This is a genomic window from Telluria sp. GW821-FHT07G12, assembly GCF_059418525.1.
Genome location: NZ_JBWKQA010000002.1, coordinates 532,469 through 558,363, shown reverse-complemented (window position 1 = coordinate 558,363; position 25,895 = coordinate 532,469). Strand labels below are relative to the sequence as shown.

General features: G+C 67.0%; 23 protein-coding genes. 9 read left to right on the top strand and 14 right to left on the bottom strand.

Annotation, left to right across the window (positions count from 1 at the left end; all coding sequences use genetic code 11):
• The first annotated feature begins 56 nt into the window (after positions 1 to 56).
• Entirely contained in the window at positions 57 to 1,349 is a 1,293-nt protein-coding gene (locus tag AC07PE_RS10625) for a D-amino acid dehydrogenase (protein WP_498763984.1), read from the top strand.
• Positions 1,346 to 2,455, top strand: a complete 1,110-nt coding sequence (alr, locus tag AC07PE_RS10620) for an alanine racemase (RefSeq protein ID WP_498763982.1) — start codon at positions 1,346 to 1,348, stop codon at positions 2,453 to 2,455. Before AC07PE_RS10625 ends, alr begins: the two co-directional genes overlap by 4 nt.
• 9 nt (positions 2,456 to 2,464) lie before the next feature.
• Here the strand turns inward: alr and AC07PE_RS10615 are convergent, their stop codons facing one another.
• The 12 genes from AC07PE_RS10615 to cqsA all read right to left on the bottom strand — a co-directional run bounded on the left by AC07PE_RS10615 (position 2,465) and on the right by cqsA (position 15,719).
• Positions 2,465 to 4,861, bottom strand: a complete 2,397-nt coding sequence (locus AC07PE_RS10615; protein ID WP_498763980.1) for a DNA polymerase II — start codon at positions 4,859 to 4,861, stop codon at positions 2,465 to 2,467.
• Entirely contained in the window at positions 4,858 to 5,682 is an 825-nt protein-coding gene (locus tag AC07PE_RS10610) for a ferritin-like domain-containing protein (RefSeq protein ID WP_498763978.1), read from the bottom strand. The genes AC07PE_RS10615 and AC07PE_RS10610 overlap by 4 nt, the downstream gene beginning before the upstream one ends.
• Before the next feature lie 46 nt (positions 5,683 to 5,728).
• Complete coding sequence (locus AC07PE_RS10605; RefSeq protein WP_498763976.1) at positions 5,729 to 6,088, bottom strand: c-type cytochrome; 360 nt, start codon at positions 6,086 to 6,088, stop codon at positions 5,729 to 5,731.
• Positions 6,085 to 6,990, bottom strand: coding sequence for a cytochrome c oxidase assembly protein (locus AC07PE_RS10600; protein WP_498763974.1), 906 nt, complete (start codon positions 6,988 to 6,990; stop codon positions 6,085 to 6,087). Before AC07PE_RS10600 ends, AC07PE_RS10605 begins: the two co-directional genes overlap by 4 nt.
• The gene (locus AC07PE_RS10595; protein ID WP_498763972.1) at positions 6,978 to 7,319 is read right to left on the bottom strand and encodes a hypothetical protein; all 342 of its coding nucleotides are present in this window, start codon (positions 7,317 to 7,319) and stop codon (positions 6,978 to 6,980) included. The genes AC07PE_RS10600 and AC07PE_RS10595 overlap by 13 nt, the downstream gene beginning before the upstream one ends.
• 1 nt (position 7,320) lies before the next feature.
• Entirely contained in the window at positions 7,321 to 7,968 is a 648-nt protein-coding gene (locus AC07PE_RS10590; RefSeq protein ID WP_498763970.1) for a cytochrome c oxidase subunit 3, read from the bottom strand.
• Positions 7,965 to 9,908: a cytochrome c oxidase subunit I gene (ctaD, locus tag AC07PE_RS10585; protein WP_498763968.1), complete on the bottom strand. Its 1,944-nt coding sequence runs from the start codon at positions 9,906 to 9,908 to the stop codon at positions 7,965 to 7,967. The genes AC07PE_RS10590 and ctaD overlap by 4 nt, the downstream gene beginning before the upstream one ends.
• A complete protein-coding gene (coxB, locus tag AC07PE_RS10580; RefSeq protein WP_498763966.1) occupies positions 9,905 to 10,891 on the bottom strand; it encodes a cytochrome c oxidase subunit II in 987 nt (328 codons plus the stop codon). Before coxB ends, ctaD begins: the two co-directional genes overlap by 4 nt.
• A gap of 103 nt (positions 10,892 to 10,994) precedes the next feature.
• Positions 10,995 to 12,536 (bottom strand): fatty acyl-CoA reductase, encoded by a 1,542-nt coding sequence (locus AC07PE_RS10575; RefSeq protein ID WP_498763964.1) that lies wholly within the window; start codon positions 12,534 to 12,536, stop codon positions 10,995 to 10,997.
• Between the two features lie 3 nt (positions 12,537 to 12,539).
• The gene (locus AC07PE_RS10570; RefSeq protein WP_498763962.1) at positions 12,540 to 13,556 is read right to left on the bottom strand and encodes a DUF2156 domain-containing protein; all 1,017 of its coding nucleotides are present in this window, start codon (positions 13,554 to 13,556) and stop codon (positions 12,540 to 12,542) included.
• 97 nt (positions 13,557 to 13,653) lie between these two features.
• Positions 13,654 to 14,301: a class I SAM-dependent methyltransferase gene (locus tag AC07PE_RS10565; RefSeq protein ID WP_498763960.1), complete on the bottom strand. Its 648-nt coding sequence runs from the start codon at positions 14,299 to 14,301 to the stop codon at positions 13,654 to 13,656.
• Positions 14,302 to 14,477: 176 nt separating this feature from the next.
• On the bottom strand, positions 14,478 to 15,719 hold the full coding sequence (gene cqsA / locus AC07PE_RS10560; RefSeq protein ID WP_498763957.1) for an alpha-hydroxyketone-type quorum-sensing autoinducer synthase: 1,242 nt from the start codon (positions 15,717 to 15,719) through the stop codon (positions 14,478 to 14,480).
• A gap of 217 nt (positions 15,720 to 15,936) precedes the next feature.
• Between cqsA and AC07PE_RS10555 the strand changes: the two genes are divergently transcribed.
• From AC07PE_RS10555 to AC07PE_RS10545, 3 genes are read left to right on the top strand one after another with little or no spacing between them, the layout of a single operon-like run.
• Positions 15,937 to 17,259 (top strand): sensor histidine kinase, encoded by a 1,323-nt coding sequence (locus AC07PE_RS10555; RefSeq protein WP_498763955.1) that lies wholly within the window; start codon positions 15,937 to 15,939, stop codon positions 17,257 to 17,259.
• A gap of 15 nt (positions 17,260 to 17,274) precedes the next feature.
• Entirely contained in the window at positions 17,275 to 18,276 is a 1,002-nt protein-coding gene (locus tag AC07PE_RS10550) for a response regulator (protein ID WP_498763953.1), read from the top strand.
• Positions 18,273 to 18,419, top strand: coding sequence for a hypothetical protein (locus tag AC07PE_RS10545; RefSeq protein ID WP_498763951.1), 147 nt, complete (start codon positions 18,273 to 18,275; stop codon positions 18,417 to 18,419). The genes AC07PE_RS10550 and AC07PE_RS10545 overlap by 4 nt, the downstream gene beginning before the upstream one ends.
• A 111-nt stretch (positions 18,420 to 18,530) precedes the next feature.
• On the opposite strand, the gene AC07PE_RS10540 is transcribed toward AC07PE_RS10545, so the two are convergent.
• The gene (locus AC07PE_RS10540; protein ID WP_498763949.1) at positions 18,531 to 19,406 is read right to left on the bottom strand and encodes a DMT family transporter; all 876 of its coding nucleotides are present in this window, start codon (positions 19,404 to 19,406) and stop codon (positions 18,531 to 18,533) included.
• Between the two features lie 216 nt (positions 19,407 to 19,622).
• On the opposite strand from AC07PE_RS10540, the gene zwf reads away from it, so the two are divergent.
• Complete coding sequence (zwf, locus tag AC07PE_RS10535) at positions 19,623 to 21,089, top strand: glucose-6-phosphate dehydrogenase (protein ID WP_498763947.1); 1,467 nt, start codon at positions 19,623 to 19,625, stop codon at positions 21,087 to 21,089.
• A gap of 120 nt (positions 21,090 to 21,209) precedes the next feature.
• Entirely contained in the window at positions 21,210 to 21,908 is a 699-nt protein-coding gene (locus tag AC07PE_RS10530) for a FadR/GntR family transcriptional regulator (protein ID WP_498763945.1), read from the top strand.
• A 3-nt stretch (positions 21,909 to 21,911) separates the two neighbouring features.
• Here AC07PE_RS10530 and AC07PE_RS10525 read toward each other — a convergent pair whose 3' ends face one another.
• Entirely contained in the window at positions 21,912 to 22,892 is a 981-nt protein-coding gene (locus tag AC07PE_RS10525) for an alpha/beta hydrolase fold domain-containing protein (RefSeq protein WP_498763943.1), read from the bottom strand.
• A 162-nt stretch (positions 22,893 to 23,054) separates the two neighbouring features.
• Between AC07PE_RS10525 and AC07PE_RS10520 the strand changes: the two genes are divergently transcribed.
• On the top strand, positions 23,055 to 24,461 hold the full coding sequence (locus tag AC07PE_RS10520) for a glycoside hydrolase family 88/105 protein (protein ID WP_498763941.1): 1,407 nt from the start codon (positions 23,055 to 23,057) through the stop codon (positions 24,459 to 24,461).
• Positions 24,458 to 25,690, top strand: a complete 1,233-nt coding sequence (locus tag AC07PE_RS10515; protein WP_498763939.1) for a DUF4861 family protein — start codon at positions 24,458 to 24,460, stop codon at positions 25,688 to 25,690. The genes AC07PE_RS10520 and AC07PE_RS10515 overlap by 4 nt, the downstream gene beginning before the upstream one ends.
• Positions 25,691 to 25,895 lie beyond the last annotated feature (205 nt).

Here is a 25,895-nt window from a genome sequence, read left to right as displayed (position 1 = left end):
ACATATAAGATAGCAACATTTCCTGATTCAACCAATCTATTTTTTCTGAGAACACTATGCGAGTCATCGTACTGGGAAGCGGAGTGGTCGGCGTGTCGACCGCGTATTATCTGGCAAAGGCCGGCCACGAGGTCACCGTGATCGACCGCCAGCCTGGCGCGGCGCTGGAAACCAGCTTCGCCAACGCCGGCCAGATCTCTCCCGGCTACGCCTCGCCCTGGGCCGCGCCCGGCATCCCGCTGAAGGCCTTCAAGTGGCTGTTCCAGCGCCATGCGCCGCTGGCGATCCGCCCGGACGGCTCGCTGTTCCAGCTACAGTGGATGTGGGAGATGTATAAAAACTGCGACGCCGACCGCTACGCCGTCAACAAGGAACGCATGGTGCGCCTGGCCGAGTACAGCCGCGACTGCATCCGCGAACTGCGCAACGAGATCGGCATCGACTACGAAGGCCGCCAGCAAGGCACCCTGCAGCTGTTCCGTACCCAGTCCCAGTTCGATGGCGCCGCCAAGGACATCGAAGTGCTGCGCCAGGCCGGCGTCCCGTTCGAGGTGCTGGGCCGCGAGCAGCTGGCCAGCGCCGAGCCGGCACTGGCCAATGTGCGCGACAAGCTGGTCGGCGGCCTGCGGCTGCCGAACGACGAGACCGGCGACTGCCAGATGTTCACCACCAAGCTGGCCGAGATGGCGAAACGGATCGGCGTGCGCTTCGAATTCGGCGCCAGCATCCACGCGATCGAATCGCAGGGCGACCAGATCACCGGCGTGCGCACCGACAAGGGTACCTTCACGGCCGACCGCTACGTGGTGGCGCTGGGCAGCTACTCGCGCCTGCTGCTGAAGCAGTTCTTCCGCGTGCCGGTGTATCCGCTGAAGGGCTACTCGATCACGGTGCCGATCACCGATGCCGCCCAGGCGCCGGTGTCGACCATCCTCGACGAGACCTACAAGATCGCCATCACCCGCTTCGAGAACCGCATCCGCGTCGGCGGCATGGCGGAAATCGCCGGCTACAGCAAGGCGCTCAACCCGCGCCGCCGCGAGACCCTGGAGATGGTGGTGACCGACCTGTTCCCGGGCGGCGGCGACGTCGCGAAAGCCAGCTTCTGGACCGGCCTGCGCCCGATGACCCCGGATTCGACCCCGATCGTCGGCGCCACCCCGCTGCGCAACCTGTTCCTGAATACCGGCCACGGCACCCTGGGCTGGACCATGGCCTGCGGCTCGGCCAGCGTGATTGCGGACCTGGTCAGCGGCAAGGTCCCGGCCATCCACACCGACGACCTGGCGATCTTCCGCTACGCCGGCGCACGCCCTTCCGCTGCGCGCACCGAATTCGCGAAAGCATGACGGTGGCGAGTGTTCTTGATGCCCGCGCCGGCGCGGTGCTGACGGTCGATCTGGAGGCGGTGCGTTCGAACTGGCGCCTGTTACGCGACACGGCCGCCGGCGCGCTGTGTTCGGCCGTGATGAAAGCCGATGCCTACGGGCTCGGCATGGACGTGGTGGCGCCGGCGCTGGCCGCCGAAGGCTGCCGCGTGTTCTTCACCGCGCACCTGGACGAAGGCATGCGCCTGCGCGCGCTGGTGCCGGCGGATGCCGCCATCTACGTGCTGCACGGTCCGCCGCCCGGCGCGACCGCCGAATTCGTCGAACACAATCTGATTCCGGTGCTGAACGACCCGGCGCAGATCGCGGGCTGGCGCCTTGCCTGCCGCGCAGCGGGCCGCCGCCTGCCGGCCGCGCTGCAGTTCGACACAGGGATGTCGCGCATGGGCCTGGCCCCTGTCGATGTCGAGGCACTGTTGGCCGATCCGTCGTGGAAGGACGAACTACAGCCGGTGCTGGTGATGAGCCACCTGGCCTGCGCCGACGAGGCCGCGCACCCCGTGAATGCCATGCAGCGCGAGCGCTTTGCCGCCCTGCGTGCGCGCTTTGCCGGCATTCCGGGAAGCCTGGCGAATTCCTCGGCCGTCTTCCTCGGCCCGGATTACCGGCACGACCTGGTGCGGCCGGGGGCGGCGCTGTATGGGATCAATCCGCATCCGGGCTCGCCGAATTCGCTGCGCCAGGCGGTCGGACTGCGTGCGCGCATCGTGCAGTCGCGCATGGTGCAGGCCGGCGACATCGTCGGCTACGGCGCGCGCTTTGTCGCAGACGGCCCGCGCCGCATCGCCACGATCGCGATCGGCTATGCGGACGGCTGGCTGCGTTCCCTGACCAATCGCGGACATGCGTTTATCGATGGCGTGGCGGTACCCATTGCGGGGACGGTGTCGATGGACAGCATTACGCTGGACGTGACCGGGATTGCCGAGGCGCGCGTGCAGCCGGGTTGCGAGGTCGATTTGCTGTGCGCGCAGCAGACTGTGGACGATGTGGCGCGCGAGGCCGGGACGATCGGCTATGAAGTGCTGACCCGCCTGGGCAGCCGCTTCCACCGCGTGTATCGCTGACCCCTCGCTCTAAAACAGCGCCCCCTGCGGGCTGGTCAGCCGCCCAAAGCTGTCATCCATGAACGGCAGGATCGCATCCGCCACCGGCTCGAGCTGCTTCTCCAGATAGTGCGCGTAATCGATCGTCGTCCCCGTCCCGGCCTCGCGGACGTCGAGCGGCTCGGGCCCGGCGGTGGTCATGACGTAGCGGATCCAGCCGCCATTCCGATACTGCGGCGGCCGGCCCTGGCGCACGTGGTATTCGTCGGCGATGCGCGCCGCGCGTACGTGCGGCGGCACGTTCCTTTCGTACTCGTCGAGCGCCCGCCGCAGGCGCTTGCGGTAGACCAGCTGCTCGTCCAGCTCCCCAGCCAAGGTGCGTGCCACGTAGTCGCGCACATAGTCCTCGTAGGGCTGGCGCTTGAAGATGCGCTCGTACAGGCCTTGCTGGAATTCCTGGGCCAGTGGGGTCCAGTCGGTGCGCACCGTTTCCAGACCCTTGTAGACCATCTCGTCGCTGCCGTCGGCGGCGGTGGCCATGCCGGCGTAGCGCTTCTTGCTGCCTTCGTCCGAGCCGCGCACCGTAGGCATCAGGAAGCGCCGGAAGTGCACGTCGTATTCCAGTTCCAGCGCGCTTTCCAGTCCCAATTCCTCGCGCAGATGCGCGCGCCACCAGCTGTTCACGTGGTCCACCAGTTCCTGGCCGATGCGGCGCGCGTCCTCGTCCGCATGCGGCTTGCCGAGCCAGACGAAGGTGGAGTCGGTATCGCCGTAGATCACCTGGTAGCCGCGTTCCTCGATCAGCTCGCGCGTGCGGTGCATGATGCGGTGGCCGCGCATCGTGATCGAGGATGCCAGGCGCGGGTCGAAGAAGCGGCAGGCCGGCGTCCCGAGCACGCCGTAGAAGGCGTTCATGATGATCTTCAGCGCCTGCGACAAGGGTGCGTTCTTCTCGCGCTTGGCCGCTTCCCTGCCCGCCCACACGCGCGTGACGATGCCCGGCAGGCAGTGCCGGGTGCGCGAGAAGCGTCCGCCGCGAAAGCCCGGCACCGTGGCTTCCTCCGGCTCGGCCAGCCCCACCACCAGGCCGACCGGGTCGATCAGGAAGGTGCGGATGATGGACGGGTACAGGCTCTTGTAGTCGAGCACCAGCACCGAGTCGTACAAGCCGGAGGTCGAATCCATCACGAAACCGCCGGGGCTGTCCTCGGCCGGCACGTCGCCGATGTTCGGCGCGACGAAGCCCTGGCGGTGCATCAGCGGGATGTAGGAATGCTCGAAAGCCGCCACCGAGCCGCCGCTGCGGTCGGCCGACAGGCCCGTCACGCTGGCGCGTTCCAGCAGGAAGGCCATCAGGTTGGTCTTCTCGAAGATGCGCGTGACCAGCTCGCAATCCTTCAGGTTGTACCGCGCCAGCATCGGCTTGTCTTCGAAGAACATGCGGTCGATCTCAGCCATGCGGTCGTAGGGATTGCCGATCTCCTTGCCCTCGCCCAGCAGGGTCTGCGACACCGACTCCAGGCTGAAGGACGGGAAGCTCCAGGTGGCCGAGCGCAGCCCCTCGATGCCGTCGATGACGAGGCGTCCGGCGATGCCGCCGAAGTAGAATTCGCCGCCGGCGCGCTCGCGCCATTCCATCGGGCTGCCGTCGCGGCCCAGGCGCAGCGGGCGCGCCATCTGCTCGGCATGCTTCTGCAGCACGCGCAGGTCGAAGCCGATCACGCTCCAGCCGATGATGGCGTCCGGATCGTGGCGCACGAACCACTCCTCCATCCGGTCCAGCAGCGCCAGGCGGGTGTCGCAGTATTCGTAGTCGAAGTCGACCACGCTGGCATCGCCGTTCGGCGGCCCGAGCATGTAGACCTGGCGCTGGCCGCAGCCTTCCAGCGCGATCGAGCGCAGCTCGCCCTGGAAGGTGGTCTCGATGTCCAGCGAGACCGTGCGCACCGGCGGCCGGTAATCGCCGTCCGGCTTCAGCTGGCCGTCCACCAGCAGCTGCGGGTCCTTGTCGTCCGGGGTTCCTGCAAACAGCACCGGCGCGGTGATGAAGCGCTCCATCAGGTAGCGCTCGGGCGGACGGACGTCGGCTTCATACACGTCCACGCCTTGCTGGCGCAGCTTCTTCTCCAGCGCCAGCAGCTTGCGGTACTGGCGGCAGTACAGGCCCAGCACGGGCCGATGGTGGAAATCCGACAGTTCAAGTTCGCGCAGTTCGCAGCCGCGCTCACCGCGCAGCACGAATTCCGCGGCTTCGCGCTGTTCGGCCGGGACGAAGGCGACGGCGCTCTGCCCGCCCACGCGCACGCGGCGCGGGCCGTGCTCGGTGGCCAGCCAGAACTCCAGCTCGACGCCGCTGTCCAGGTCGCGCCAGTGGCGGGTCAGCAGGAAGCCGCGCGGATGGGCTGCGGTGTCGTCAGCGTCGCTCATGGCGCGAAGGAGACGCTGTCGCCACGGTAGCGCGCCAGTTCGGCCTCGCTGAAGCCGGCGCGGCGGCGCGCTTCCAGATTGAACGGGCCCTTCAGCACCGGCGCCTTGTGCTGCAGCGCCAGCGCCTCGTAGGTGGCGATCGGTTCCAGGCCGCGTTCGGCGCACAGGCCGAGGTACCAGCGGTTGCCGATCTCGACGTGGCCGACCTCGTCGCGCAGGATGATGTCGAGGATTTCGGCCGCCGCCATGTCGCCGGCCTGGGCCAGCTTGGCGCGCAGCGGCGGGATCGCATCGAGCCCGCGCGCTTCCAGCGTGCGCGGCACCAGGGCCATGCGTGCAAGGATGTTGCCGCGGGTCTTCTCGACCATCTCCCACAGGCTGTCGTGGCCGGGAAAGTCGCCGTAGACGTGGCCCAGCGTGGCCAGGTGCGCGTCCAGCAGCGAGAAGTGATAGGCCTCTTCCTTCGCCACGCGCAGCCAGTCCGTGTAGTACTCCAGCGGCATGCCGGGGAAGCGCCAGATGGCGTCCAGCGCCAGGTTGATGGCATTGAATTCGATATGGGCCAGCGCGTGGACCAGCATCGCGCGGCCCTCGGGCGTGACCATCGAGCGGCGGCCGACCAGGCGCGGCGGCACCAGTTCAGGTTTCTCGGGACGGCCGGGAATGGCGCCGGCCGGTTCGAAGCCGGCGGCGGGATCGATGGCGAGACTGCCGTCGGCGTGCGCCTTTGCCAGGGCCGCCACGCCATCGCATTTGCTGCGCGGGTCCGTTTGGAGCAGGTGGATCAGTGCGCCTGCGCGCAGCTCGAGCGGAGCGGACATCGTGTGGTGAGGTGGTGCGTAAAAGACGCAGTTTAGCAAACCTTCATCACTGATTATATAAATACGCGGTCATGTCCCGCGCCTCGGCCTCGCTCACGCCCAGCTCCGGCATGGCGGTCTTGGGGTCGACGGCGCGCGGGTGCTGGATCCACCTGATCAGATTCGCCGCGGTGTTCGGCAGCACGCCCGCCACATAGCCCTGGTCGCGCATCTCGGTCAGCGAGGGGCCGACCTTGCTGTCGGCGTGGGCGATGCCCTTGATCTCGTGGCAGGCGGCACAGCCGTAGCGCGCGATCAGTTGCTGGCCGATGCGGGCGTTGCCGCCGCTGAGCGCATCGAATTCTGGCGGGCGCTTTGAGCAGCCTGCCAGCGCGGCAACAAGCATCCAGGACAAGATCAGCTTCATCGCCCTGCCTCCGCCGCCGCGCCCTGCGACGAACGCCCGAGCCAGCGCGCGCACAGGACCAGGCCCGCCGCCACATAGGCCAGGCCGCCCGGGATCCACATGATCAGGCCGCCCAGCTGCTGGTCTTCGAGCGCCGTCAAGCCGAAGGCCTGGGCCTTGCTGCCATAGTAGGGATACCAGACGGTGTCCGACAACGTGAACAGCGCGCCCAGGGCGCCGGTGTGCATCATGGTCGTGAACAGGTAGAGCACGGCCGCGCCGCGCCCCTGCGTTCCGCCCTGCCGCCCCAGCACCGCCCACCAGAACAGCAGCGCGGAGAACAAGAAGCTGGCGTGCTGCAGCGCGTGCACGCCGTTGCTGGCCAGGCCGGCCTGGAAGGTGGCCGGCACATGCCACATCCACAGCGCGGCAAAATGCAGCAGCCAGGCGTTCAGCGGCCGCGTGAGCGAGTCCCATGCGGCGCTCACGGCAGGATTGTGGGTGGCCGCGCCGGTGCGGCGGCGCCAGGCCGCCGGCAGGCTCCAGACCCAGATCCCGAGCGGACGCCCGAGCACCAGCATCGGCGCCGCCACGATCATCAGGAATTCGTGCTGGACCATGTGGGCGGCGAAGGAAAAGCTGCCGGCGGAATCCAGCGGCGAGGCCAGCGCCAGCGCCAGCGCGATCCAGCCGGCGCCGAACCAGGCGGCCTGGCGCGCCAGCGGCCCGCGCGACTGGCGCGAACGCGGCCACAGGCGGCGCAGGCCGAGCACGTAGAGCAGCAGCGGCAAGGCCAGCAGGAACAGCACCCAGGGCTCGGCGCCCCAGGACAGCGCGTCGGCCGCCGCGTACTGGCCCTCGACGTCGTGCGCGCCCGCCGCCAAAGGCGCCAGCGCCACCATGCATAAGATTAACTTACGCATGGCGACAGCACCCATTGCGGAAACCACTGCGCCAGCACAGCCAGGCAGGACAGCGCGCCGACGCACATGGCTACCAGGGCCACGAAAGGCGGGCGGGCCGGCACGGTATCGCTGTCCCCTTCCGCCGGGCCTTCGGCGGCTTTGCTGGCGCGCCAGTTGCGCCAGGCGCCCCAGCTCATCCACAAGCAGGCCAGCAGCGACAAGGCGCAGACCAGGTTCGGCGCCAGCATGCTCTGGCGCGAGCAGGCGGGCGTCACCATCGCATAAGTCACACTCAGGTTCGTCAGCGCCAGCGAGGGCGCCACCAGCAGGGCCGGCCAGTTTCCCATGTCAGAATCGCGCTCCCCAATAAATGACGGCGTAGATCGGCAACCAGCTGAGCACCACGAAATACCAGTAGCCAGCGTTCTCGCTGACGTCGACATAACGCTTGCCTTCCAGCGGCCCGGTGAACATCAGCACCGTCAGGACCCCGGAATCGAAAGCGTCGGTGATCAGGTGGGTGGTGTGCAGTCCCATCAGCATCCACACGATGGAGCCGTAGGCATTGCTGTCCCAGCGCGTGTTCAGCGCCCCGAACTCCATCACGCGGCCGGCCAGGAAGGCCACCGAGAACAGCATGCACACCACCAGCCAGATCCTGACCTGCTTGAGGTCGAGCCGTTCGGCGGCGCGCTTGACGTAGTGGTTCGGAATGGCGCTGGCCAGCATGATCGCGGTGTTCACGTTGCCCCAGATGAGCTCCGGCGGAAATTCCGCCATCGGCCACGCCGGCGCATGGCTGCGCAGGTAGAAGTAGGCCATGACGGCCAGCGCGAACACCGTCCCTTCGATCAGCATCAGCCCCAGCGTGCCCCACCACATGGGGCTGCGGTGGCCAAAGCCGAAGGTCGGCAGCGTCGAGATGTCCAGCAGCTTGCCGCCGTCCAGCAGGCGGCCGTCGCGCTTCGGGTCGCGTTCCCGAGCGGATGGCTTCATGGCGCCAGCTCCGATTCCACGCGGCGGCCCGTCATCTCGCGCTTGGGCCAGAACCACGCCGTGGTGGCGATGGCCACCGGCACCGCGCCCCACACCACCGCCCAGGGCGAGAAGATCGAGCCGACGAACAGGATGGTGGTCGCGACCGCGGCCACGAAGGGCCACAGCGTCGGGCCGGGCAGCCACAGGCGGTGGTCGAGCCTGGCGTCGGCGACCGAGGTGATGAGGACTTCGCGGAAATCGTTGGCCAGGCCGGTGGCGTAATACGGCGCCTCGGCTTCCTGCCACAGCGGGTCGCGGCCGTACACGACCGGCACCAGCTTGAAGTTCGCCATCGGCGGCGGCGACGAAACGCTCCATTCCAGCGTGCCGGCGCCCCAGGGGTCGCTGGACGCCCGCTCGCCATGGCGGTGGCTGTGCACCACGTTGACGATGAAGAGCAAGACGCTGACGGCGATCGTCAGCGCGCCGATGCTGGCCACCAGGTTCAGGTTCCCCCACTCCATCTCTTTCGGATAGGTATAGACCCGGCGCGTCATGCCCTGCAGGCCCAGCACGTGCATCGGGAAGAAGGCCACATTGAAGCCGATGAAGAACAGCCAGAAGTTCCAGCGGCCCAGGCGCTCCGACAACATGCGGCCTGTGAACTTCGGATACCAGAAATAGAAGGCGCCGAACAGCGGGAACACAGCGCCGCCCAGCAGCACGTAGTGCAGGTGGGCGACGACGAAGTAGGTATCGTGCAGCTGGTAGTCGAGCGGCACCGAGGCCAGCATCAATCCGGTCAGCCCGCCCAGCACCAGGATCACGAAGAAGGCCAGCACGAACAGCAGCGGCGTCTTGAAGTTGATGCGCCCGGTCCACAGGGTCGCGATCCAGCAGAAGATCTGCACCGAGGTCGGGATCGCGATCATCAGGCTGGCGGCCGTGAAGAATGCCTTGCCCAGCTCGGGCAGGTTGGTCGCGAACATATGATGCACCCACAGGCCGAAGGCCAGGAAGGCCGTGGCGATCAGGGCGAGCACCATGGCCGAATAGCCGACCACCGGCCGCCGCGAGAAGGTGCCGATGATGCTGGAGATGAAGCCCAGCGGCGGAATGAAGATCAGGTAGACCTCGGGGTGGCCGAAGAACCAGAACAGGTGCTGCCACAGCAGCGCGTCGCCGCCATGGTCGGGGTTGTAGAAATGGGTGCCGACCAGGCGGTCGGTGATCAGCGCGGTACTGGCCAGCATCACGGCCGGCATCGCGAACAGCACCATGAAGTTCGTCACCAGCATGGTCCAGACGAACAAGGGCATGCGGTTCAGGCTCATGCCGGGAGCGCGCATCTTGAGGATGGTGGCGATCAGCACCACGGCTTCCATCAGCGACGACAGTTCGGTGAAGGTGATCATCTGCGCCCAGAAGTCGACGCGCTTGGTCGGCGAATATTCCAGGCTGGCCAGCGGCACATAGGCGAACCAGCCGGCATCGGGCCCCTGGTTGGCAAAGAACGCGAGGAAGAGCATGACGCCGCCCATGGTGAAGATCCACCAGGCGAAGGCATTCATGCGCGGGAAGGCGACGCTGCGCGCACCTATCATCAGCGGCACCAGGTACACCGCCACCGCCTGCATCACCGGCACGGCGAACAGGAACATCATGGTGGTGCCGTGCATCGTGAAGACCTGGTTGTAGAGGTCGGGCCCGAGCAGCTTGCCGTTCGGCTGGGCCAGCTGCAGGCGCATCGCCAACGCCAGCAGGCCGCCCAGGACGAAGAACACGAAGGTGGTGACGATGAAGCGGATGGCAATGGTCTTGTGGTTGACCGCGGCGAACCAGCCGATGAAGCCCGGCGGGTCGCTCCAGGTCTGTTCCAGGGTTTGGGCGTCGCCAGGCGGCAGGCTGTGGCCGGCGCGGTCGGGCCAGGTCCCCTGCGCGGTGTCGACTGTACTCATTTCAGGGTCTCCAGATAGGCCAGCAGGGATTGCAGATCGTCGGGCGGCAGCGGGTTGGCCGCCATGTTCACGCCGGGCTTGAGGGCTTGCGGGTTGGCGATCCAGCCGGCCAGGTGGCCACGGTTGTTCGGGAAGATGCCTGCGCCTATCGTGCGGCGGTTGGCCAGGTGGCTCAGGTCCGGGCCCATGCGCCCATTGGCGCTGGTGCCGGCCACGGTGTGGCAGCGGGCGCAGGAGCCGCCCAGGAAGACCTCGCGCCCGCGCCGCGCCGCCTCAGCGGCCGGTTCGGCCGCGGGCCGGCGCTGGCGTGCGGCCCAGGCCTCGTAATCCTCGTTTGCTTCGGCTTCCACCAGCAGCGCCATCATCGCGTGCTGCATGCCGCAGAATTCCGCGCACTGGCCACGGTAGGTGCCGGGCCGGTCGGCGCGCAGCGTCAGGGTGGCGGTACGGCCGGGGATCATGTCCTTCTTGCCCTGCAGGTTGGGAATCCACAGCGTGTGAATGACGTCGGTGGCGCGCAGGGTGAACAGCACCGGCCTGCCGACCGGGATGTGCAGTTCGTTCGCGGTGGTGAATTCGCGCGCGGGATCGGCATCGAGGTAGCGCGCCTCCCACCACCACTGGTGGCCGATCAGCTCGATGTTGACCGCATCCGCCAGCGGCATGCGCGCGAGTGCACGGCTGGTCAGGACGTCGGCGGCCAGCAGCGCCAGCAAGCCGACGGTGGCGGCGCCGGTGGCCCAGGCGATCGTGCGCCAGGTCCTGCGTTCGGGCCGCGCCAGCGAGCTCAGATCCGGCGCCGTGCCGGCGTCGGCGCGCGGTGCGATCCAGAGCGCGGTCACGCAGGCGGCGAACACCAGCAGGAACACCAGTGTGCACAGGCCGAGGGTCAGGTTCCACAGGCTGCCAATGTGCTCGGCCTGTACGCCGGCCGGACGCAATGCGTCCTGCAGCGGCGCGGACATCAGCCCCAGACCCCTCATGAAGCGTCTCCGATGATATTTTGGTAACTATATTGCCAGATATATCATCTTTCCCGGTCGAATGACGCACGGATGGAGCCTCATCCGCAGCCACATTGGCGTGTCAGCGCACGGCTTCGGGCTGCGGCAGGGCCGCCTGGTCGCTTGCATCGAGCGGCTGGGCGGCGCGCGCTTCCTTGCGCTTGAGTGCATAGCGGTTCAGCCCCGCCATGTGCACGCGGCACAGGTAGTCTTCCCAGTCGATCAGGCCGGCGTCGACCGGGTAGGCCTGGCGCTCGGCCTCGCTGAAACGCGCCGCCAGCGCCAGCAGCGCGTCGTTGTGGAAGCGGTAGCGCGGCTGGGCGTAGAAGGAGAAGGTGATCGCCAGCAGGCGCGTGATGCGCAGCTTTTCCATCGCCGGCGTCTCGCCCGGCTGGCCCGCCAGGCGGCGCAGGCCGCTCCAGGCCATCGCGCCCAATGCAACGCCGGCCATCGCCAGCCGGAAGCGCACGTTGCCGACTACCCGGAACGCGTGCTTCGGCTCCTTGTGGAACAGCTTGTCGTACTGCTGCCAGTTGCGCTGCGCTTCGCCCTGCAGCAGGCGGATCAGGTCCCCGACCAGGATCGGCTTGCTGGAGCCGCTGCAGCTCTGGTAGATGCGGTGGCCACTCGGCGCCTGCATCGCTTCGGCCGCCGCCATCAGGATGCCGTTGGCGACCAGGTCTGCTGGAATCACGTCGATGATGCCTTCCGGGCGCGCCGGGAAGAAGCTGGTGCGGCCGCGCGCATAGGCCAGGATCACGGCGTCGGCCACCTTCACGCCTTCGAGCCAGCCGGGCACGGGGCCCTGCAGCGTGCTTTCGATGATCGAAGGCCGCAGGACGCTCATGGCGCGGCCCTGCATGCCCTGCACGGCCAGCTGCTCGCCCATCCACTTGGTGAAGGTATAGGTGTCGTTCCAGCCGTGGCGGTTGGCTTCGCGGATGCCGAGCGCGGTCAGGGCCTGCTCCAGCTGTTCCGGGTCGCGCACCCGTTCCCTAACCCTGGCGATGCGGCGCTGCAGCCCGTCGACGAGGGCCGCGATGTCGTAGTTACCGTCGGCGCCGCGCGGGATGGGCGTGCGTCCCGCCGGGTCGACCATCTTCTCGACGATCTCGCCGCGCCGGTAACCGTGCACGTAGCAGGTCGACACCTGCACCAGCGGCGCATTGGCGGCGCGCGCAAGCGCCGTCAGGTGGTGCAGGCTGAGGGTGTTGATGGCCAGCGCCTGGTCGAGCGGCTCGCGGAAGTTCACGCTGGCCGCCGCGTTGATCACCAGGTCGGTGCGCGCCGCCAGGGCGCGGAAGGCATCCAGGCCGATGCCGAAATGCGGCTCGGTGACTTCGCCGGTCACGCACTCGACCTGCTCGTCGAAGAAGCGCTCCAGCCAGGCCCCGCGCTCGGCGCGCAGGGTGTCGAAGATCGAGGACGTCGCGACCTGGCGCCGGAAGCGCTCGCGGGCGTCGCCGTCCTTGCCGCCGCGGATCAGGAGGATCACGCCTTTCAGGTCGGGCACGGTGCGGACCAGTTTTTCGAGCACGACCTTGGCCAGGAAGCCGGTCGCGCCGGTCAGGAGGATGCGCTTGCCGGACAGGGCGGCCGGTACGCTGAATGGATGCGTCGTCATGGTTCAGATGATGCGGGTGAGGCGGAACATGGCTGTCATCGCCAGCGCCGGCATGGCGTTGCGGTGGCAGCAGTAGGTCTTTTCGATGCGGCCCTGGAAGCGCGACTTGGCGAATTCCAGGCCCTTGAAGTTGTACAGGAAGTCCATGCGCTCGCGGATCACCGACATGGTGGCGCGCAGCAGCCGCGACTCCTGCGGCTCGACACCGCCGCCCATCTGCAGCGGCACCAGGCCGAGGTCGACGTAAGGCACGCCCTCTTCCTGGAACACGGCCAGCGCGTGGGCCATCAGCGCATACCACAGGCCCTGACGGAAGTTGGCGGACGAGCGCGAGATGTTCGGCACATAGCCGGTCAGGCGGCCATCCTTGTAGATCGGGTCGAAGAAGATGAAACCGACCGCCTCGCCGTTCAGCATGGCGTAGAAATAGCGCGTGCCTTCGCGGTAGTCGATCAGCATGGGCCGGATCAGGAAGCGGATCTCGTTGTTCTTGCAGCGCCGGGTGCGGATCCAGGCTTCCGAGATGCGCTTGACGTCGTGGTCGAAGCCGCCCTCGCGAATCTCGATGCCCTGGGCGCGGGCGCCGTTGACGGCGGTGCGGATGATCTGCTTGCGGGCGCCGCGCAGGCTCCAGCCGGACAAATCGATCTTCGATTCGCTGCCGAACTGGGTGCCGTAGTAGCCGTGGCGGCCGTGCAGGTGGTCGACCACGGCCTTGCTGACCTGGACGAACAGGGCGCGGGGAAAGCGCTCGAGGAAGCGGTCCAGCATTTCCGCGCGCAGCGAGGGTGCACACACCGGGTCGGCCAGCGCGAACTGCATCCCCCAGTGCTGGGCGTAGGCGATGTAGCCGACGCCGGGCAGCTCGAAATAGGACATGTCCGGCTGCATGGTCGAAAAGGACATCGGGTGGCTGCCGTACTGCTTCAGCCAGGCGACGCGGCGTGCGAGGTCGGCGTGGACAGCAGCGTCGGCCTGGGCGGCGGACGGCCGGGTTAGCGCGATGGCGGTGTCTGTCATGGGGTCTCCGCTAGGGTTGCGAGCGGCCTGCCATCCGTCCGCGGCTTGCGGCGGGATGGAGGACGTTCAGGCTCGGGAAATACGTGAAGACCCGGCCTCAGGCCGGTTTCTCGCCCAGCACGGACCAGTAACAGTTCAGCAGCAGCAGCTTGTAGTGCTTCTGCTCGTGGATGCGCAGACCCAGCTTTTTCATCCACTCCGGGTAGTTGTAGATGTTGTGGAAGGCGTTCCCGGCGAACAGCCAGAAGAAGCCGACCGCGCCGTACCAGTAGAGGGTCTTCACCAGCCGGCTCAGGACATTCCCGGTCGGGAAGGAGAAGTCGCCGACCACCACCTGGGCGCCCGGTTTGCCGAGGCGGATCAGGTGCTGCAGCACCTTCACCATCATGTCTTCATGGAAGACGTTGAGGAAGAAGTTGGCCACGACCATGTCGTAGCGCTCCTCTTCCTCGACCTTCATGATGTCGCTGTGGACCTGGCGGATGTTGACCTCCACGCCCTCCTTGACCAGGTTGGCCTGGAACTTCTTCAGCATGGTCTCCGACAGGTCGACCACCGTCACCTCGGCGCCGCGCTGCGCGGCATATACCGCATCCCTGCCGTGCCCGACGCCGGCGAACAGCACCTTGTCGCCGGGCTGCAGCCGGTCGAGCATGGCGATCTTGCACTTATGGATGGATTTGCCGCTGTAGAAGGCGCTCAGCCAGTCATAGATCGGCCCTACCAGCTTGTATTTGTCTCTCACGCTTTGTCTCCTCTTGACCCTCGGCTTTGATAGCTCGTTGTATTGGTCACTTGCCGTTCATGCATCAACTCTTGCATTTACGTTAAGTTCCATAAGAGTAAGCGAAAGCGTCAAACCTCCACGTTTTAGTCGTTGGCTTTACGAGCCAACATTCTGGCTTTGTGAGTCACCCGCAATCAATGAATGCGGCGACGGCGGGCCGTCGAGGTCCAGCTTTCCAGGTCGACCTCCTCCCGCATGTCGGCGCAGGCATCCAGCAGCTTGGCGATCTCGCGCTTGCTCAGGCCGCAGTTCAGGGTCAGGCGCACCAGCGCGCGGTTCTTGGGGGTGGCCGGGGCGCAGAACACGGCGCCCTGGATGCCGCGGTTTTCCAGCGCCTTGCGCAGTACCAGGGTCTTGGGCTCGGTGCCTACCTCCAGCGCGATGATCTGCTCGCTGCCTTCGTCGGCGCAATATCCCAGCCGTCCGAGGCCGGTGCGCACTTCCTCGGTGATGCGGCGCAGCGTGGCGCGGCGGGCGTCGGCGCGCTCGACGAAGTCGATGGCGACGTCGAACCAGGCCAGTTCGTGATTCAGCATGCAGGAGCTGAAGATGGCGGGGCGCGACTCGGACAGGAAATAGGGTTTGAAGCGGCTCGAACAGGTAATGATGCCGGCGCGCCCTGCGAAGGCCTTTGCCAGGGAGGCGGTGCGGAAGTGCACGCGGTCCTCGAGCCCGGCCTCGATCACCAGCCCGGCGCCGCGCGGGCCGTGGGTGCCGAGCGAATGCGATTCGTCGACCACCAGCACGCTGCCGGTCTTTTCGGCCAGCGCGAGGACGTCGTGCAGGGGCGCCAGGCTGCCGTCGGTGCTGTACAGGGCATCGACGACGATCACGCCGGCGCCGTGCTTGTTCAACTGCCGTTCCAGGTGCTCCATATTATTGTGCAGGAAGGGCACCACCTGGCCCCCGCCCAGCCTGACCCCGTCCCACAGCGAGGCATGGGCCATCATGTCGAGGTAGACCGGCACGCCCGGTTCGGAAACGCTCTGCAACAGCCCCACATTGGCGGCCCAGCCCGATTGCGCCAGGATGGTCTCCTGGGCGCCCATGAAATCGGCGAATTTTTCTTCCAGCCGGTGCTGCTGGCTGCCGGCCTGCAGGTAGACGGCGGACATCAGCGACTGCCCGCCATTGCCGGTCAGGACACGGGCCTGGGCATCGAGCAGGACCGGTTCGTTGGCCAGGCAAAGGTAATCGTTGCCGGCAAGCATCACCGCGCCTGGCCCCTGCCGCTTCCAGACGTGCACGTGTTCGCCGCCCATTAATTGTTCGATGCGGTCGATGTGGTGGGCGTCCATGCGCTTCGTGACGAAGGACGGCATGCGCAGGGTGGCGGCGGGACGGGCGGTGATCTGGGCGGCGTTGACGATAGACATGTTTTCCTCCGGAAAAAATTTTATTGTGTCCCTGCACAAGGCTTCTTCGCGTCTCTCCGCCGCACAATTGACCGAGATCAATCTCGACTGAGCGCTTTCCGTCAAGCTCAATCAAAAATTGAGTGAGATCAATTTCGAATTGACAAGTAATGAAAACAAACGGTCTATGACCGGGAGCTACCGAGTGAAGAGTCTGCTGTACAGGAGTGTTGCGAGCATGAGCGCGCCGATCAGGGCGCGTTATCGCCTGACCCGGCCCGCGTTGCTGGCATGGCTGCTGCGCCAGGAGCAGCAGCAGGAGTATTCCGTCATGCGTCTGCACTTCCTGGCGTGGCTGGGTTGCATCGGCATGCCCTTGTACTACCTCATCTGGACAACCTGGTTCCCCCAAAAGTTCGAGAGCCTGGACCTGCGCGTGATCGGTTTTGTGCTGTGTCTGCCTGCGCTGTTGGTCCCGCGCAAAATAAAGGGCAATTGGCTGCGCGTTTACGAGTTCGTCAGCGTGACCTACGTGATGCCCTTCTTCTTCAGCTTCATGTTCCTGATGAACCACGGCTCGGCCGTCTGGGGCGAATCGCTGCTGGTGGCGCTGATCGCGCTGTTCCACTTCGACTGGCTGTTCGCGCTGGCGTCCTGCGCCCTCGGCGCGCTGGCCGCCTGCTTGCTGTACGTGACGGTCGGCGACCCGGACGCCATGCGATCAGGGTTGAGCGCCTTCCCGCTTGCAATGGAACAGATGCCGATCTACGTCTTCACGATCGTGATCGTGTCGGTCACCAAGGTCGGACGCCGCGTGCTCGCGCGCGAGAAGCTGTCCGGCATGTCGCAGGCGCTGGCGATGGTGTCGCACGAACTGCGCACGCCCCTGATCAGCATCGCCGCCAACGTGCGCGGGATCGGGCGCGCACACCTTGGCCATGAAGACGGGGTGCCGGAAGCACTTGCACGCATCCAGTTCGAGGTGCGCCACATGAACCAGATGATCGACCTGTTCCTGTTGTCGGCGTCGGCCATGAGCCAGCAGCTGGTGCCCTCCGAGCGGCTGTCGATGGCGGAGATGGTCGAGGCGGTGATCGGGCGCTTCCCCTTCGCCAATGAGGAGCAGCGGGGGCTGGTGGACGTGGTGGTGCGCAAGGACTTCGCCTTCCTCGGCCGCCAGGAACTGGGCGCGGTGGTGCTGCTCAACCTCCTGCGCAACGCCCTCAAGGCGGTGGCGCGCGCCGGCAAGGGCAAGGTGCGCATCATCGTCGACGGATCCCGCCGGCGCCCGCGCCTGCTGCTGATGGACAGCGGCTGCGGCATCGCGGCGAAGCAGCTGCCCTACATCTTCGAACGCTTTTATTCCTGGCCGCCGAACACCGGTTCGGGCATCGGCCTGGCGCTGTGCAAGGACATCGTGCACGCCTGGCACGGCAAGATCCGCTGCCGCTCGCGCGAGCAGGTCTATACCGTGTTCGCGCTGGAGTTCCCGGCGGAGCGGCGCGCCACGATGCGCACCGCGGGTCCTCCCTCCGCACTGGCTCCTTCCCCGCGCCCCTGACGACCGAGGCTTACCATGACTCTCCCGATCTACCAGCACCCGACCATGACCGTCCTCGTCGACGACAGCCCCAGCTTCATCCACAGCCTGCGCTACCAGCTCGGCCCGAGCTTCCCCAGCATCGGCTTCAGCGATACGGGCGCGGCGATCGCCTGGCTGCGCGAGCACGGCGCCGCCCCCGCCTCGCTGGCCGGCCTGCTCTCGCCCAGCGTGGACACCTACACGCTCTCGCCCCAGCCCTACAACATCGCCCTGCACGTCGAGCAGGTATGCGGCATCCGCACCCAGCCCCGGCGCTTCATGACGCCCTCGGTGCTGGTGGTCGATTACTCGATGCCGGGCATGAACGGGATCGAGTTCTGCGAGGCCGTGCGCGACCTGCCGTGCCGGAAGATCCTGCTGACCGGCGTCGCCGACGAGCGCGTCGCCATCGAAGCCTTCAACCGCGGCCTGATCGACCGCTACGTGCGCAAGAGCGACGCCCACGCCCTCGACCGCCTCGAAGAGGAACTAACCCAGCTGCAGGAGGGCTACTTCCTGGCGCAGTCGGCGTCGCTGCGCATGCTGCTCGCGCTGCACGACTACAGCTTCGTCAACGACTCCGCCATCTGCGGCCTGGTGCGCGAACTCGGCGCCCGCCACAAGATCGTCGAGCACTACCTGTACAAGACCCCACCCGGCTTCCTGATGTACGACCGCGACGCCCGCCCCTGGCTGCTGGCCGTCGAGACCGAGCAGAGCATGAACGCCCACTTCGAGATCGCGCTCGACGGCGGCGCGCCGCCATCGCTGCTGGAGGCGCTCGAACAGCGCCGCGTGGTGCCGAACTTCAGCGACGGCGACGGCATGTACTCGCCGGTACGGCACAAGGAATGGCACCGTTTCACCTCGCCGGCCCTGACCTGCCACGGCCGCGAGCTGTATTACTGGGCCATGTTCGCGCTCGACCCGGACGTCCTCGAGGGCCATGTGGACTCGTTTGCCGACTTCCTGCGCCGGCATCCGGGCAACGCGTGAGGCGAACTCAGATTCCGGCCAACGGCAGCGTCAGCTTCGACATGCAGGTGGCCGTGCCGGCCGAGCTGGCGGCGGGTAGCGGCAAGCTGAGCTGGAAGCTGGATGGCGGGCCGGGCGTGGGTAAGATGATCGCCCTGCACTGAGTTGACTGGAAGCCGGCCGCCCGGATTGCTGGTGGCCGGTTTTTTGTTTGCTTGTTCGCTCCCGTCGGTTAGTTGCAAATTGTAGAAATACACAGACGCCGAGAAGCGCCATCAAGCCTTCCGCGCGGCCCGGCTGCCCAGCACCAGCCCGATGCCACCCAGAATCGCCAACGCCGCCACGCACAGCCGCAACGTGAAGGCCTCGCCCAGCAGGAAAACCCCGCCGACAGCGGCAATCAGCGGCACCGACAGCTGCACCACCGCGGCTCGCAACGAGCTCAAATGGCGCAAAGCCGCATACCAGACCACATAACCGAGCCCGGACGTCAGTGCGCCGGACGCGATCGCCAGCCCCACCCCGCGCGCGTCCGCATGCGCCCGCGCCGCGAAGACCAGCGCCAGCAGGATGCCGAGCGGCGCCGCACGCAGGAAACTGGCGGCGGTGGCGGCCAGCGGGTCCTTCGCGCCGCGCCCGCGCAGCGAGTAGCCGCCCCAGGCCACGCCGGCGCCCGCCATCAGTACGGCCCCCGGCAGGGACGGCGCGGCGGCGCCCGGCAACAGCAGCACCGCCAGCCCGGCCGTCGCCATGACCAAGCCCAGCCAGCCCGGCGGCGCAAAGCGTTCGCCTGCCAGCAGCCCTGCTCCCAGCATGCTCAGTTGCACTGCGCCGAACAGGATCAGGGCGCCGGTGCCGGCCGGCAGCGACACGTAGGCAAACGAGAACAGTGCCACATAGGCGAACAGCAGCCCGGCCGAGCGCCAGTCCCCGGCCCCCATCACCGGCTGGCGCTTTGCCCGCATCACGATGGCCAGCACCAGCGCGCCGGCCGCCAGCCGCACTGCGCCGAAGGAAGCCGGGTCGATCCGGTCCTGCTGCAGCGCCAGCCGGCACAGCAGCGAGTTGGCGGCAAACGCCAGCATCGCCACCGCGGTCAGGCCGGCGGCGGCGAAGGCGGGCCGCAGCTCAGGGGCGGCGCGGCGCAACATCGGCGATCACCATCGTGAAATAAGGCATTTACACCCCTTTGTCAGCGATCTGGCCATTCCCTAAATCGCGCTCAGATTGTAAGCTATGCAATTAACAATGCAAGACATGCGCGCCGCCGTCCACAAGCCGCCAGTGCAAGCGCATCCGCTGTCCTTCTGCTACCGTAACGAGGTTGCCGGCCCAGCGCCACTTTCAACTTTTAGACTGAACACGACATGACCCTCTCGACAGAATCGGATACCGGCCTTCCCCTCGACATGACCATTTTCGGCGGCATGGGCGACCTGGCGATGCGCAAGCTCCTGCCGGCCCTGTACATGGCCTACCTGCACGGCAACCTGCCGGCCTCGACCCGCATCATTTCGACCGGCCGCCAGGACTACGACCGCCAGGCCTACCTGGCCCACGTGCAGGAACACTCGCGTGAATTCATCGCCGCCGAGAACTTCAACGAGAAGACCTGGGACGGCTTCCTGCAACTGCTCGAATACGTGCGCCTCGACGTGCAGGCGGCGCCGGACTTCAGCGCCCTGGCGAATGCATCGCGCGCCGGCGCCCAGCGCGTGTTCTACCTGTCGACCGCGCCCTCGCTGTTCACCACCATCTGCGAAAAGCTGGCCTCGGCCGGCCTGGTCGACGCCAACGCCCGCGTGGTGCTGGAAAAGCCGCTCGGCACCGACCTCGCCACCGCCATCGAGATCAACGAGGCGGTCGGCAAGCACTTCTCGGAATCGCAGATCTACCGCATCGACCACTACCTCGGCAAGGAGACCGTGCAGAACCTGATGGTGCTGCGCTTCGGGAACTCGATCCTGGAACCGCTGTGGCGCGCGCCGAACATCTCGAGCGTGCAGATCACGGTGGCCGAGGAAGTCGGCGTCGGCAGCCGCGCCGGCTTCTACGACGGCGCCGGCGCGATGCGCGACATGGTCCAGAACCACCTGCTGCAGCTGCTGTGCATCGTCGCGATGGAGCCGCCGACCTCACTGAACGCCGACGCCGTGCGCGACGAAAAGCTGAAGGTGCTGCGCTCGCTCCGCCGCTTCACCCTGGCCGACATCGCCCGCGACACCGTGCGCGGCCAGTACACGCGCGGCGTCAGCGGCAACCAGGAAGTGCCCGGCTATCACGAGGAAAAGAACGTCCCGGCGGACAGCAAGACCGAGACCTTCGTGGCCCTGCGAACCTTCATCGACACCTGGCGCTGGTCCAAGGTGCCCTTCTACCTGCGCACCGGCAAGCGCATGCAGCGCCGCTCCTCGAAGATCGTGATCGAGTTCACCAATCCGCCCTTCCCGCTGTTCCCGGATGCGCCGGGCGGCGTCGCCAACCGCCTGGTGATCGAGCTGCAGCCCGAGGAGGCGATCAAGCTGCAGCTGATGGCCAAGGAACCCGGCAGCGGCATGCACATGCAGCAGGTGGCGCTGAACCTGGACCTGCAATCGGCCTTCCAGCAGCGCCGCGCCGAAGCCTACGAGCGCCTGCTGATCGACGTCGTGCGCGGCCGCCTGACCCACTTCATGCGCCGCGACGAGCTGGAAGCGGCCTGGCAATGGGCCGACCCGATCATCGAAGGCTGGGCCACGCTGGGCGAGAAGCCGCATGCCTATGCGGCCGGCTCCTGGGGGCCGGCGGAGTCGTTTGCGCTGCTGGCGCGGGATGGGTATCACTGGGTGGAATAAGCTCGGACCGGGTAAAGGTGGCCATGCCGGACGCATGATTGGTTAGTCCACTTGCAACATTAACAGTTGCCAACTAATATGCGTGGCATTTGCCACCAACTTTCCTGGACGACCACCGCAATGAAAAGAGCCACCGCGCCGAACGAGCTCGTGTCGACTGAGCCGCGACTGTATCGGGTCGTGTCCGCGCGCATCGAAGAGCTGATCCGGGAAGAGAACATCCAGCCGGGCGAACGCCTGCCGGCCGAACGCGACCTCGCGACCAAGCTGGGCGTGAGCCGCACTTCGCTGCGCGAGGCCCTGATCGCCCTCGAACTGGGCGGCGTGGTCGAGGTGCGCGGCGGCTCCGGCGTGTACGTGAGCGAGCAGGCGACGCCGAAGGCGGAAGGTCCGGCCGCCGGTCCCGGCCCCTTCGAGGTGCTGGCCGCGCGCCGCCTGATCGAAGTCGAAGTGGCCGGCCTGGCCGCCAAGAACGCCACCGCCGCCAACATCGACGCGATCCTGGTCGCGGTCGAGCAGATGGAACAGCACCACGAGCACAGCAGCGACAGCGAATCCGCCGACCGCAACTTCCACCTGGCGATCGCGCGCGCGACCGGCAACAGCGCGCTGACCGGCGTGGTGGAATACCTGTGGAACCAGCGCGGCACCCTGTGGCACAAGCTGAAGGAGCACTTCCAGACCGAGGAGCTGCGCCAGCAGACCTTGCTGGATCACCGCGACATCCTGACGGCAATCGCCTCGCACGATGTCGCGGGGGCGAAGGCGGCGATGCGGAATCACCTGGACCGGGTTACGCGGACGTTTTCGCGGGGCTGACGCCTACTTCAGGTACGCATCCAGAAAGCCGACAGTCGCCTCCACGGTCGGCCCCAGCCACGGATCGAACAGCCAGAAACTATGCGGCGTCTCCGGCACCAGCACCACCCGGCTCGGCACGCCGGCTTCACGCATCCGCGCCACCATCTCCTCGCGTCCCAATGAAAAACGCGGCTGCGCGCTGCCAATGAACAGCACCGGCGGCGTCTTCGCGTTCACGTAGAACAGCGGCGAGGCTTCGCGCCACAAGGCTGGCATTGAAGCATAGCGCCCGCCAAACCAGGCACTCGCCGACGAGGGCTGCTTCGCCGGATCGTCCTCGTACCTGCGCGCCGCCTCGGAGGTAAAGTCCGACAGGCCGTCGATGTTGACGATGGCCTGCACGCTGCTGCTCACCGCGCCCGGCCCGCCGTCCGGATCGAAGCGCGCCAGGCCATCCGTCACGCCGGCCAGCGCCGCGATCTGGCCGCCCGCCGAGCCGCCGCCGATCGCGATCTTCGACGGGTCGATGCCGTATTCCGACGCGTGCGTGCGCATCCAGCGCACCGCCGCGCGCGCATCCCGCACCGCGGCCGGGTACAAGGCCTCGGGCGACAAACGGTAGCTGATGGTGGCCGCCGCATAGCCGCGCTCCGCCATGCGGATCGCCATGGGCGCGAAGTTCGCGCGCACGCCCGCGCGCCAGCCGCCGCCGTGCACGAACACGATGCCGGGGACCGTTCCCGGCTTCGGCTGCGCGGGCATGTACAGATCGAGCTGCAGCGCGTGCCCGCCGCGCTGCACGTAGGTGACGCCCGTGATTGCACGAACCGAGGGCGGTACCTCGCTGCCCGCAATGCGGATGAAGGGATAGGCCGGCGCCAGCTTCCTGTAGGTCGTCGCCGCCGTATAGCTCTCCGGCGCAGGCGCCGGTGTTTGCGCCGCCGCCTGTGCGGACACCAGCAGCAGCGCGGCGATGCCCGCGCAAGTCCTCATCGTCTTCATCCTGTCTCCCCAGTCTTCCGTCCGCAAAGTATGCCATGAGGCGGAAAACTGCGGCTAGTCCGCCTTGCGTAAGTGGCCCGACCACCTTAGAATGGACCGACCAAATATAGCGGCCACGACAAAAACGATGCAACGGGCCGCACAAACATCATGGAGACGACGGTGACACCACCGAACCCATCACGCGCCGCGCGGCTGCTGAGCGCGCTGGCGGCCCTGGCCGTACTCAGCGCGCCCGCGCATGGAGGCAAGCCGGCCGACGGCCCCTATCGCAATCCCGACAACAAGAGCAAAGCCGATCCGGCCGAAGGCACGTATCCGGTGCCTTACAAGAAGCCGGTCGTGGCCGAGATCGAGGCCAGCCTGCACCGCATCCACGCCTACCTGGATGCGCAGACGCCGACGCGCGTGGTGCACAAGGGCAGCGGCGCCGAGATCACCGACTTCAGCACACCGGCTGCCGACGCCATCGTCCCGACCACCGAGATGGATTTCGGCCTGCAGGTCTACGAAATGGGCGTGGTCCACGCCGGCATGCTGAAAGCGACGGCGGTCACTGGCGACAAGCGCTTCAGCGACCTGACCGCGCGCCACCTCCAATTCTTCGCCGAGCGCCTGCCCTATTTCCGCGCCCAGCAGGAACGCTTCCACCTGGACCGCGCCAACAGCTTCGCGCGCTTCCTCGATCCGCGTTCGCTGGACGACGCCGGCGCCATGTGCGCGGCCATGATGCGCGCGCGCCGCGCCCGGGTCGGCCCGGACATGAAGGACCAGATCAGGGTCTGCGGCGACTGGGTCGCGAAGCGCCAGTTCCGCCTGCCCGACGGCACCCTCGCGCGCGAGCGGCCGCAGGCGGTGTCGCTGTGGGCCGACGACATGTACATGGGCATACCGGCGCTGGCCGAACTCGGTCGCATGACTGGGGAACGCGCCTATTACGACGACGCGGTGAGGAACGTGCTGCAGATGTCGGGCTATCTGTTCAACCCGCAGCTGGGCATCTACACCCACGGCTGGAACGCCAACAACCCGGACGCGCCGCAGTTCTACTGGGCGCGCGCCAACGGCTGGGCGGTGCTGGCCATGTCGGATCTGCTGGACGTGCTGCCGAAGGAGCATCCGGGCTATCCGCAGGTGCTGGCGCAGCTGAAGAAAAGCCTGCGCGGGATCGCCCAGCTGCAGTCGGGCAGCGGCCTGTGGCACCAGATGATAGACCGGAACGACTCCTACCTCGAGACCTCGGCCAGTGCCATCTTCGTCTACGTGCTGGCGCATGCCGTCAACGAAGGCTGGATCAGCCCCGTGACCTACGGCTCGATCGCGCAGGCCGGGTGGGCGGGACTGTCCACGCGCATCAACGATCAGGGCCAGGTCGAAGGCACCTGTGTCGGCACCACCTTCGCCGGCGACCAGGTCTATTACTACAACCGCCCCACCAGCCCGGCCGCCCTGCACGGCTATGGCCCGACCCTGCTGGCCGGGGCCGAGATGATCCGCCTGCTGAACAACCCCGCCATCGACATCCAGTACCGCGTGCGGACCTATCACTACGTGCCGAGGAAACCATGAGCCACCCTATCCGCCTTCTCGTGCTGGCCGCCCTGATCGCGCCAATGGCGGCAGGCGCCGCCGAGCGCCTGACGATCACGGCCAGCCACGACCTCAATGCCGCGCGACCCTCGGAGACGATCGCCGTGCCCTGGGCAGAGGTGAATCGCGCCCTGCCCAACGCCCTGATCCAGCATATCGTGATCAGGGATGCGGCCGGCCACGCGCTGCCCTACCAGGTCACGAACGTCGCGCCGCTGTCCAAGGACCCGAAGAACGTCGGCGCCGCTTACGGCGAACTCCTGTTCCAGCACAGCTTCGGCGCCGGCGAGAAAAGCGCCAGCTTCACGGTCGAGAAGACCGAGGCACTGGAGCCGGTGTTCCCGGTCAAGGCCTATGCCCGCTACGTGCAGGAGCGCCTCGACGACTTCGCCTGGGAGAACGACCGCATCGCCCACCGCATCTACGGTCCCGCGCTGGCCGCACCGGCGCCGCCGGGCAGCGGCAAGGAAGTGCTGGAGACCAGCGGCATCGACATCTGGTTCAAGCGGGTCGACTATCCCATCGTCGACCGCTGGTACAACAAGGGCCACGACCACTACCACAAGGACGAAGGCGAAGGCCTGGACATGTACAACGTCAGCCAGACCCGCGGCGCCGGCGGCACCGGCGTCTGGGCCGGCGGCAAGCTGTACGTCAGCGGGAACTGGAAGTCGTGGAAGGTGCTGGCCAACGGCCCGGTGCGCGCGGTGTTCGAGCTCACCTACGACAGCTGGGATGCAGGCGGGATCAAGGTTTCGGAGGTGAAGCGCTTCACGGTCGACGCCGGCCACCAGCTCGATCTGGTCGAGAGCACTTTCAATTTCACCGGCGCGGAGAAGCTCACGGTGGCCGTGGGCCTGAACAAGACCCCAGCCAATAAGAAGCACGAGCCGCATATCTCGGTAGTGCGCAGCCCCGCCGCCTCAGGGCCGGCGCAGTGGTTGACGCAATGGGTCGCGCTGAAGGCCAGTCCCAACGGCGCCTACGGCACCGCCGTGGTGCTGCCGGGCGCCACGGGCTTCGCCGACGACGGCCTGAACGAACTGGCGCTGGCCAGCGTCGAGCCGGGCAAGCCGCTGCGCTACTGGATCGGCGCGGCCTGGGATAAGGCGGGCCAGATCGTCTCGCAGGACGCCTGGCAAGCCTATGTTGCGGCCGCTGCCGCGCGCGCCGCGCATCCGGTCAAGCTCGCCCTGCGCGCCGACTGAACAGGCCTCTTTGCAGCAGCGGACGCCCGCAACACGTGGGCGGCGCCCCCGGTTTGCCCGGACCCCCACCGTGGTTAATTGACAACATGCACGAAAGTGGATTGTCCGATTGCTAAAAGTGGTCGAACCACTTTAGAATGGTCCGACCAAAACGACTTTGCGGTCCAAGCAATCGAACAAGTCGTCTGGCAGCATCAAGAAGCAA

What these genes read in the sequence shown, in the direction of transcription:
- alr (WP_498763982.1), top strand. Translation starts at nt 1,346, where the DNA reads ATGACGGTGGCGAGTGTTCTTGATGCCCGCGCCGGCGCGGTGCTGACG.
- AC07PE_RS10615 (WP_498763980.1), bottom strand. Translation starts at nt 4,861, where the DNA reads ATGAGCGACGCTGACGACACCGCAGCCCATCCGCGCGGCTTCCTGCTG.
- AC07PE_RS10575 (WP_498763964.1), bottom strand. Translation starts at nt 12,536, where the DNA reads ATGACGACGCATCCATTCAGCGTACCGGCCGCCCTGTCCGGCAAGCGC.
- cqsA (WP_498763957.1), bottom strand. Translation starts at nt 15,719, where the DNA reads ATGTCTATCGTCAACGCCGCCCAGATCACCGCCCGTCCCGCCGCCACC.
- coxB (WP_498763966.1), bottom strand. Translation starts at nt 10,891, where the DNA reads ATGAGGGGTCTGGGGCTGATGTCCGCGCCGCTGCAGGACGCATTGCGT.
- AC07PE_RS10550 (WP_498763953.1), top strand. Translation starts at nt 17,275, where the DNA reads ATGACTCTCCCGATCTACCAGCACCCGACCATGACCGTCCTCGTCGAC.
- AC07PE_RS10525 (WP_498763943.1), bottom strand. Translation starts at nt 22,892, where the DNA reads ATGAAGACGATGAGGACTTGCGCGGGCATCGCCGCGCTGCTGCTGGTG.
- AC07PE_RS10600 (WP_498763974.1), bottom strand. Translation starts at nt 6,990, where the DNA reads ATGCGTAAGTTAATCTTATGCATGGTGGCGCTGGCGCCTTTGGCGGCG.
- AC07PE_RS10555 (WP_498763955.1), top strand. Translation starts at nt 15,937, where the DNA reads ATGAGCGCGCCGATCAGGGCGCGTTATCGCCTGACCCGGCCCGCGTTG.
- AC07PE_RS10625 (WP_498763984.1), top strand. Translation starts at nt 57, where the DNA reads ATGCGAGTCATCGTACTGGGAAGCGGAGTGGTCGGCGTGTCGACCGCG.
- AC07PE_RS10570 (WP_498763962.1), bottom strand. Translation starts at nt 13,556, where the DNA reads ATGACAGACACCGCCATCGCGCTAACCCGGCCGTCCGCCGCCCAGGCC.
- AC07PE_RS10590 (WP_498763970.1), bottom strand. Translation starts at nt 7,968, where the DNA reads ATGAAGCCATCCGCTCGGGAACGCGACCCGAAGCGCGACGGCCGCCTG.
- AC07PE_RS10540 (WP_498763949.1), bottom strand. Translation starts at nt 19,406, where the DNA reads ATGTTGCGCCGCGCCGCCCCTGAGCTGCGGCCCGCCTTCGCCGCCGCC.
- zwf (WP_498763947.1), top strand. Translation starts at nt 19,623, where the DNA reads ATGACCCTCTCGACAGAATCGGATACCGGCCTTCCCCTCGACATGACC.
- ctaD (WP_498763968.1), bottom strand. Translation starts at nt 9,908, where the DNA reads ATGAGTACAGTCGACACCGCGCAGGGGACCTGGCCCGACCGCGCCGGC.
- AC07PE_RS10515 (WP_498763939.1), top strand. Translation starts at nt 24,458, where the DNA reads ATGAGCCACCCTATCCGCCTTCTCGTGCTGGCCGCCCTGATCGCGCCA.
- AC07PE_RS10605 (WP_498763976.1), bottom strand. Translation starts at nt 6,088, where the DNA reads ATGAAGCTGATCTTGTCCTGGATGCTTGTTGCCGCGCTGGCAGGCTGC.
- AC07PE_RS10610 (WP_498763978.1), bottom strand. Translation starts at nt 5,682, where the DNA reads ATGTCCGCTCCGCTCGAGCTGCGCGCAGGCGCACTGATCCACCTGCTC.
- AC07PE_RS10595 (WP_498763972.1), bottom strand. Translation starts at nt 7,319, where the DNA reads ATGGGAAACTGGCCGGCCCTGCTGGTGGCGCCCTCGCTGGCGCTGACG.
- AC07PE_RS10530 (WP_498763945.1), top strand. Translation starts at nt 21,210, where the DNA reads ATGAAAAGAGCCACCGCGCCGAACGAGCTCGTGTCGACTGAGCCGCGA.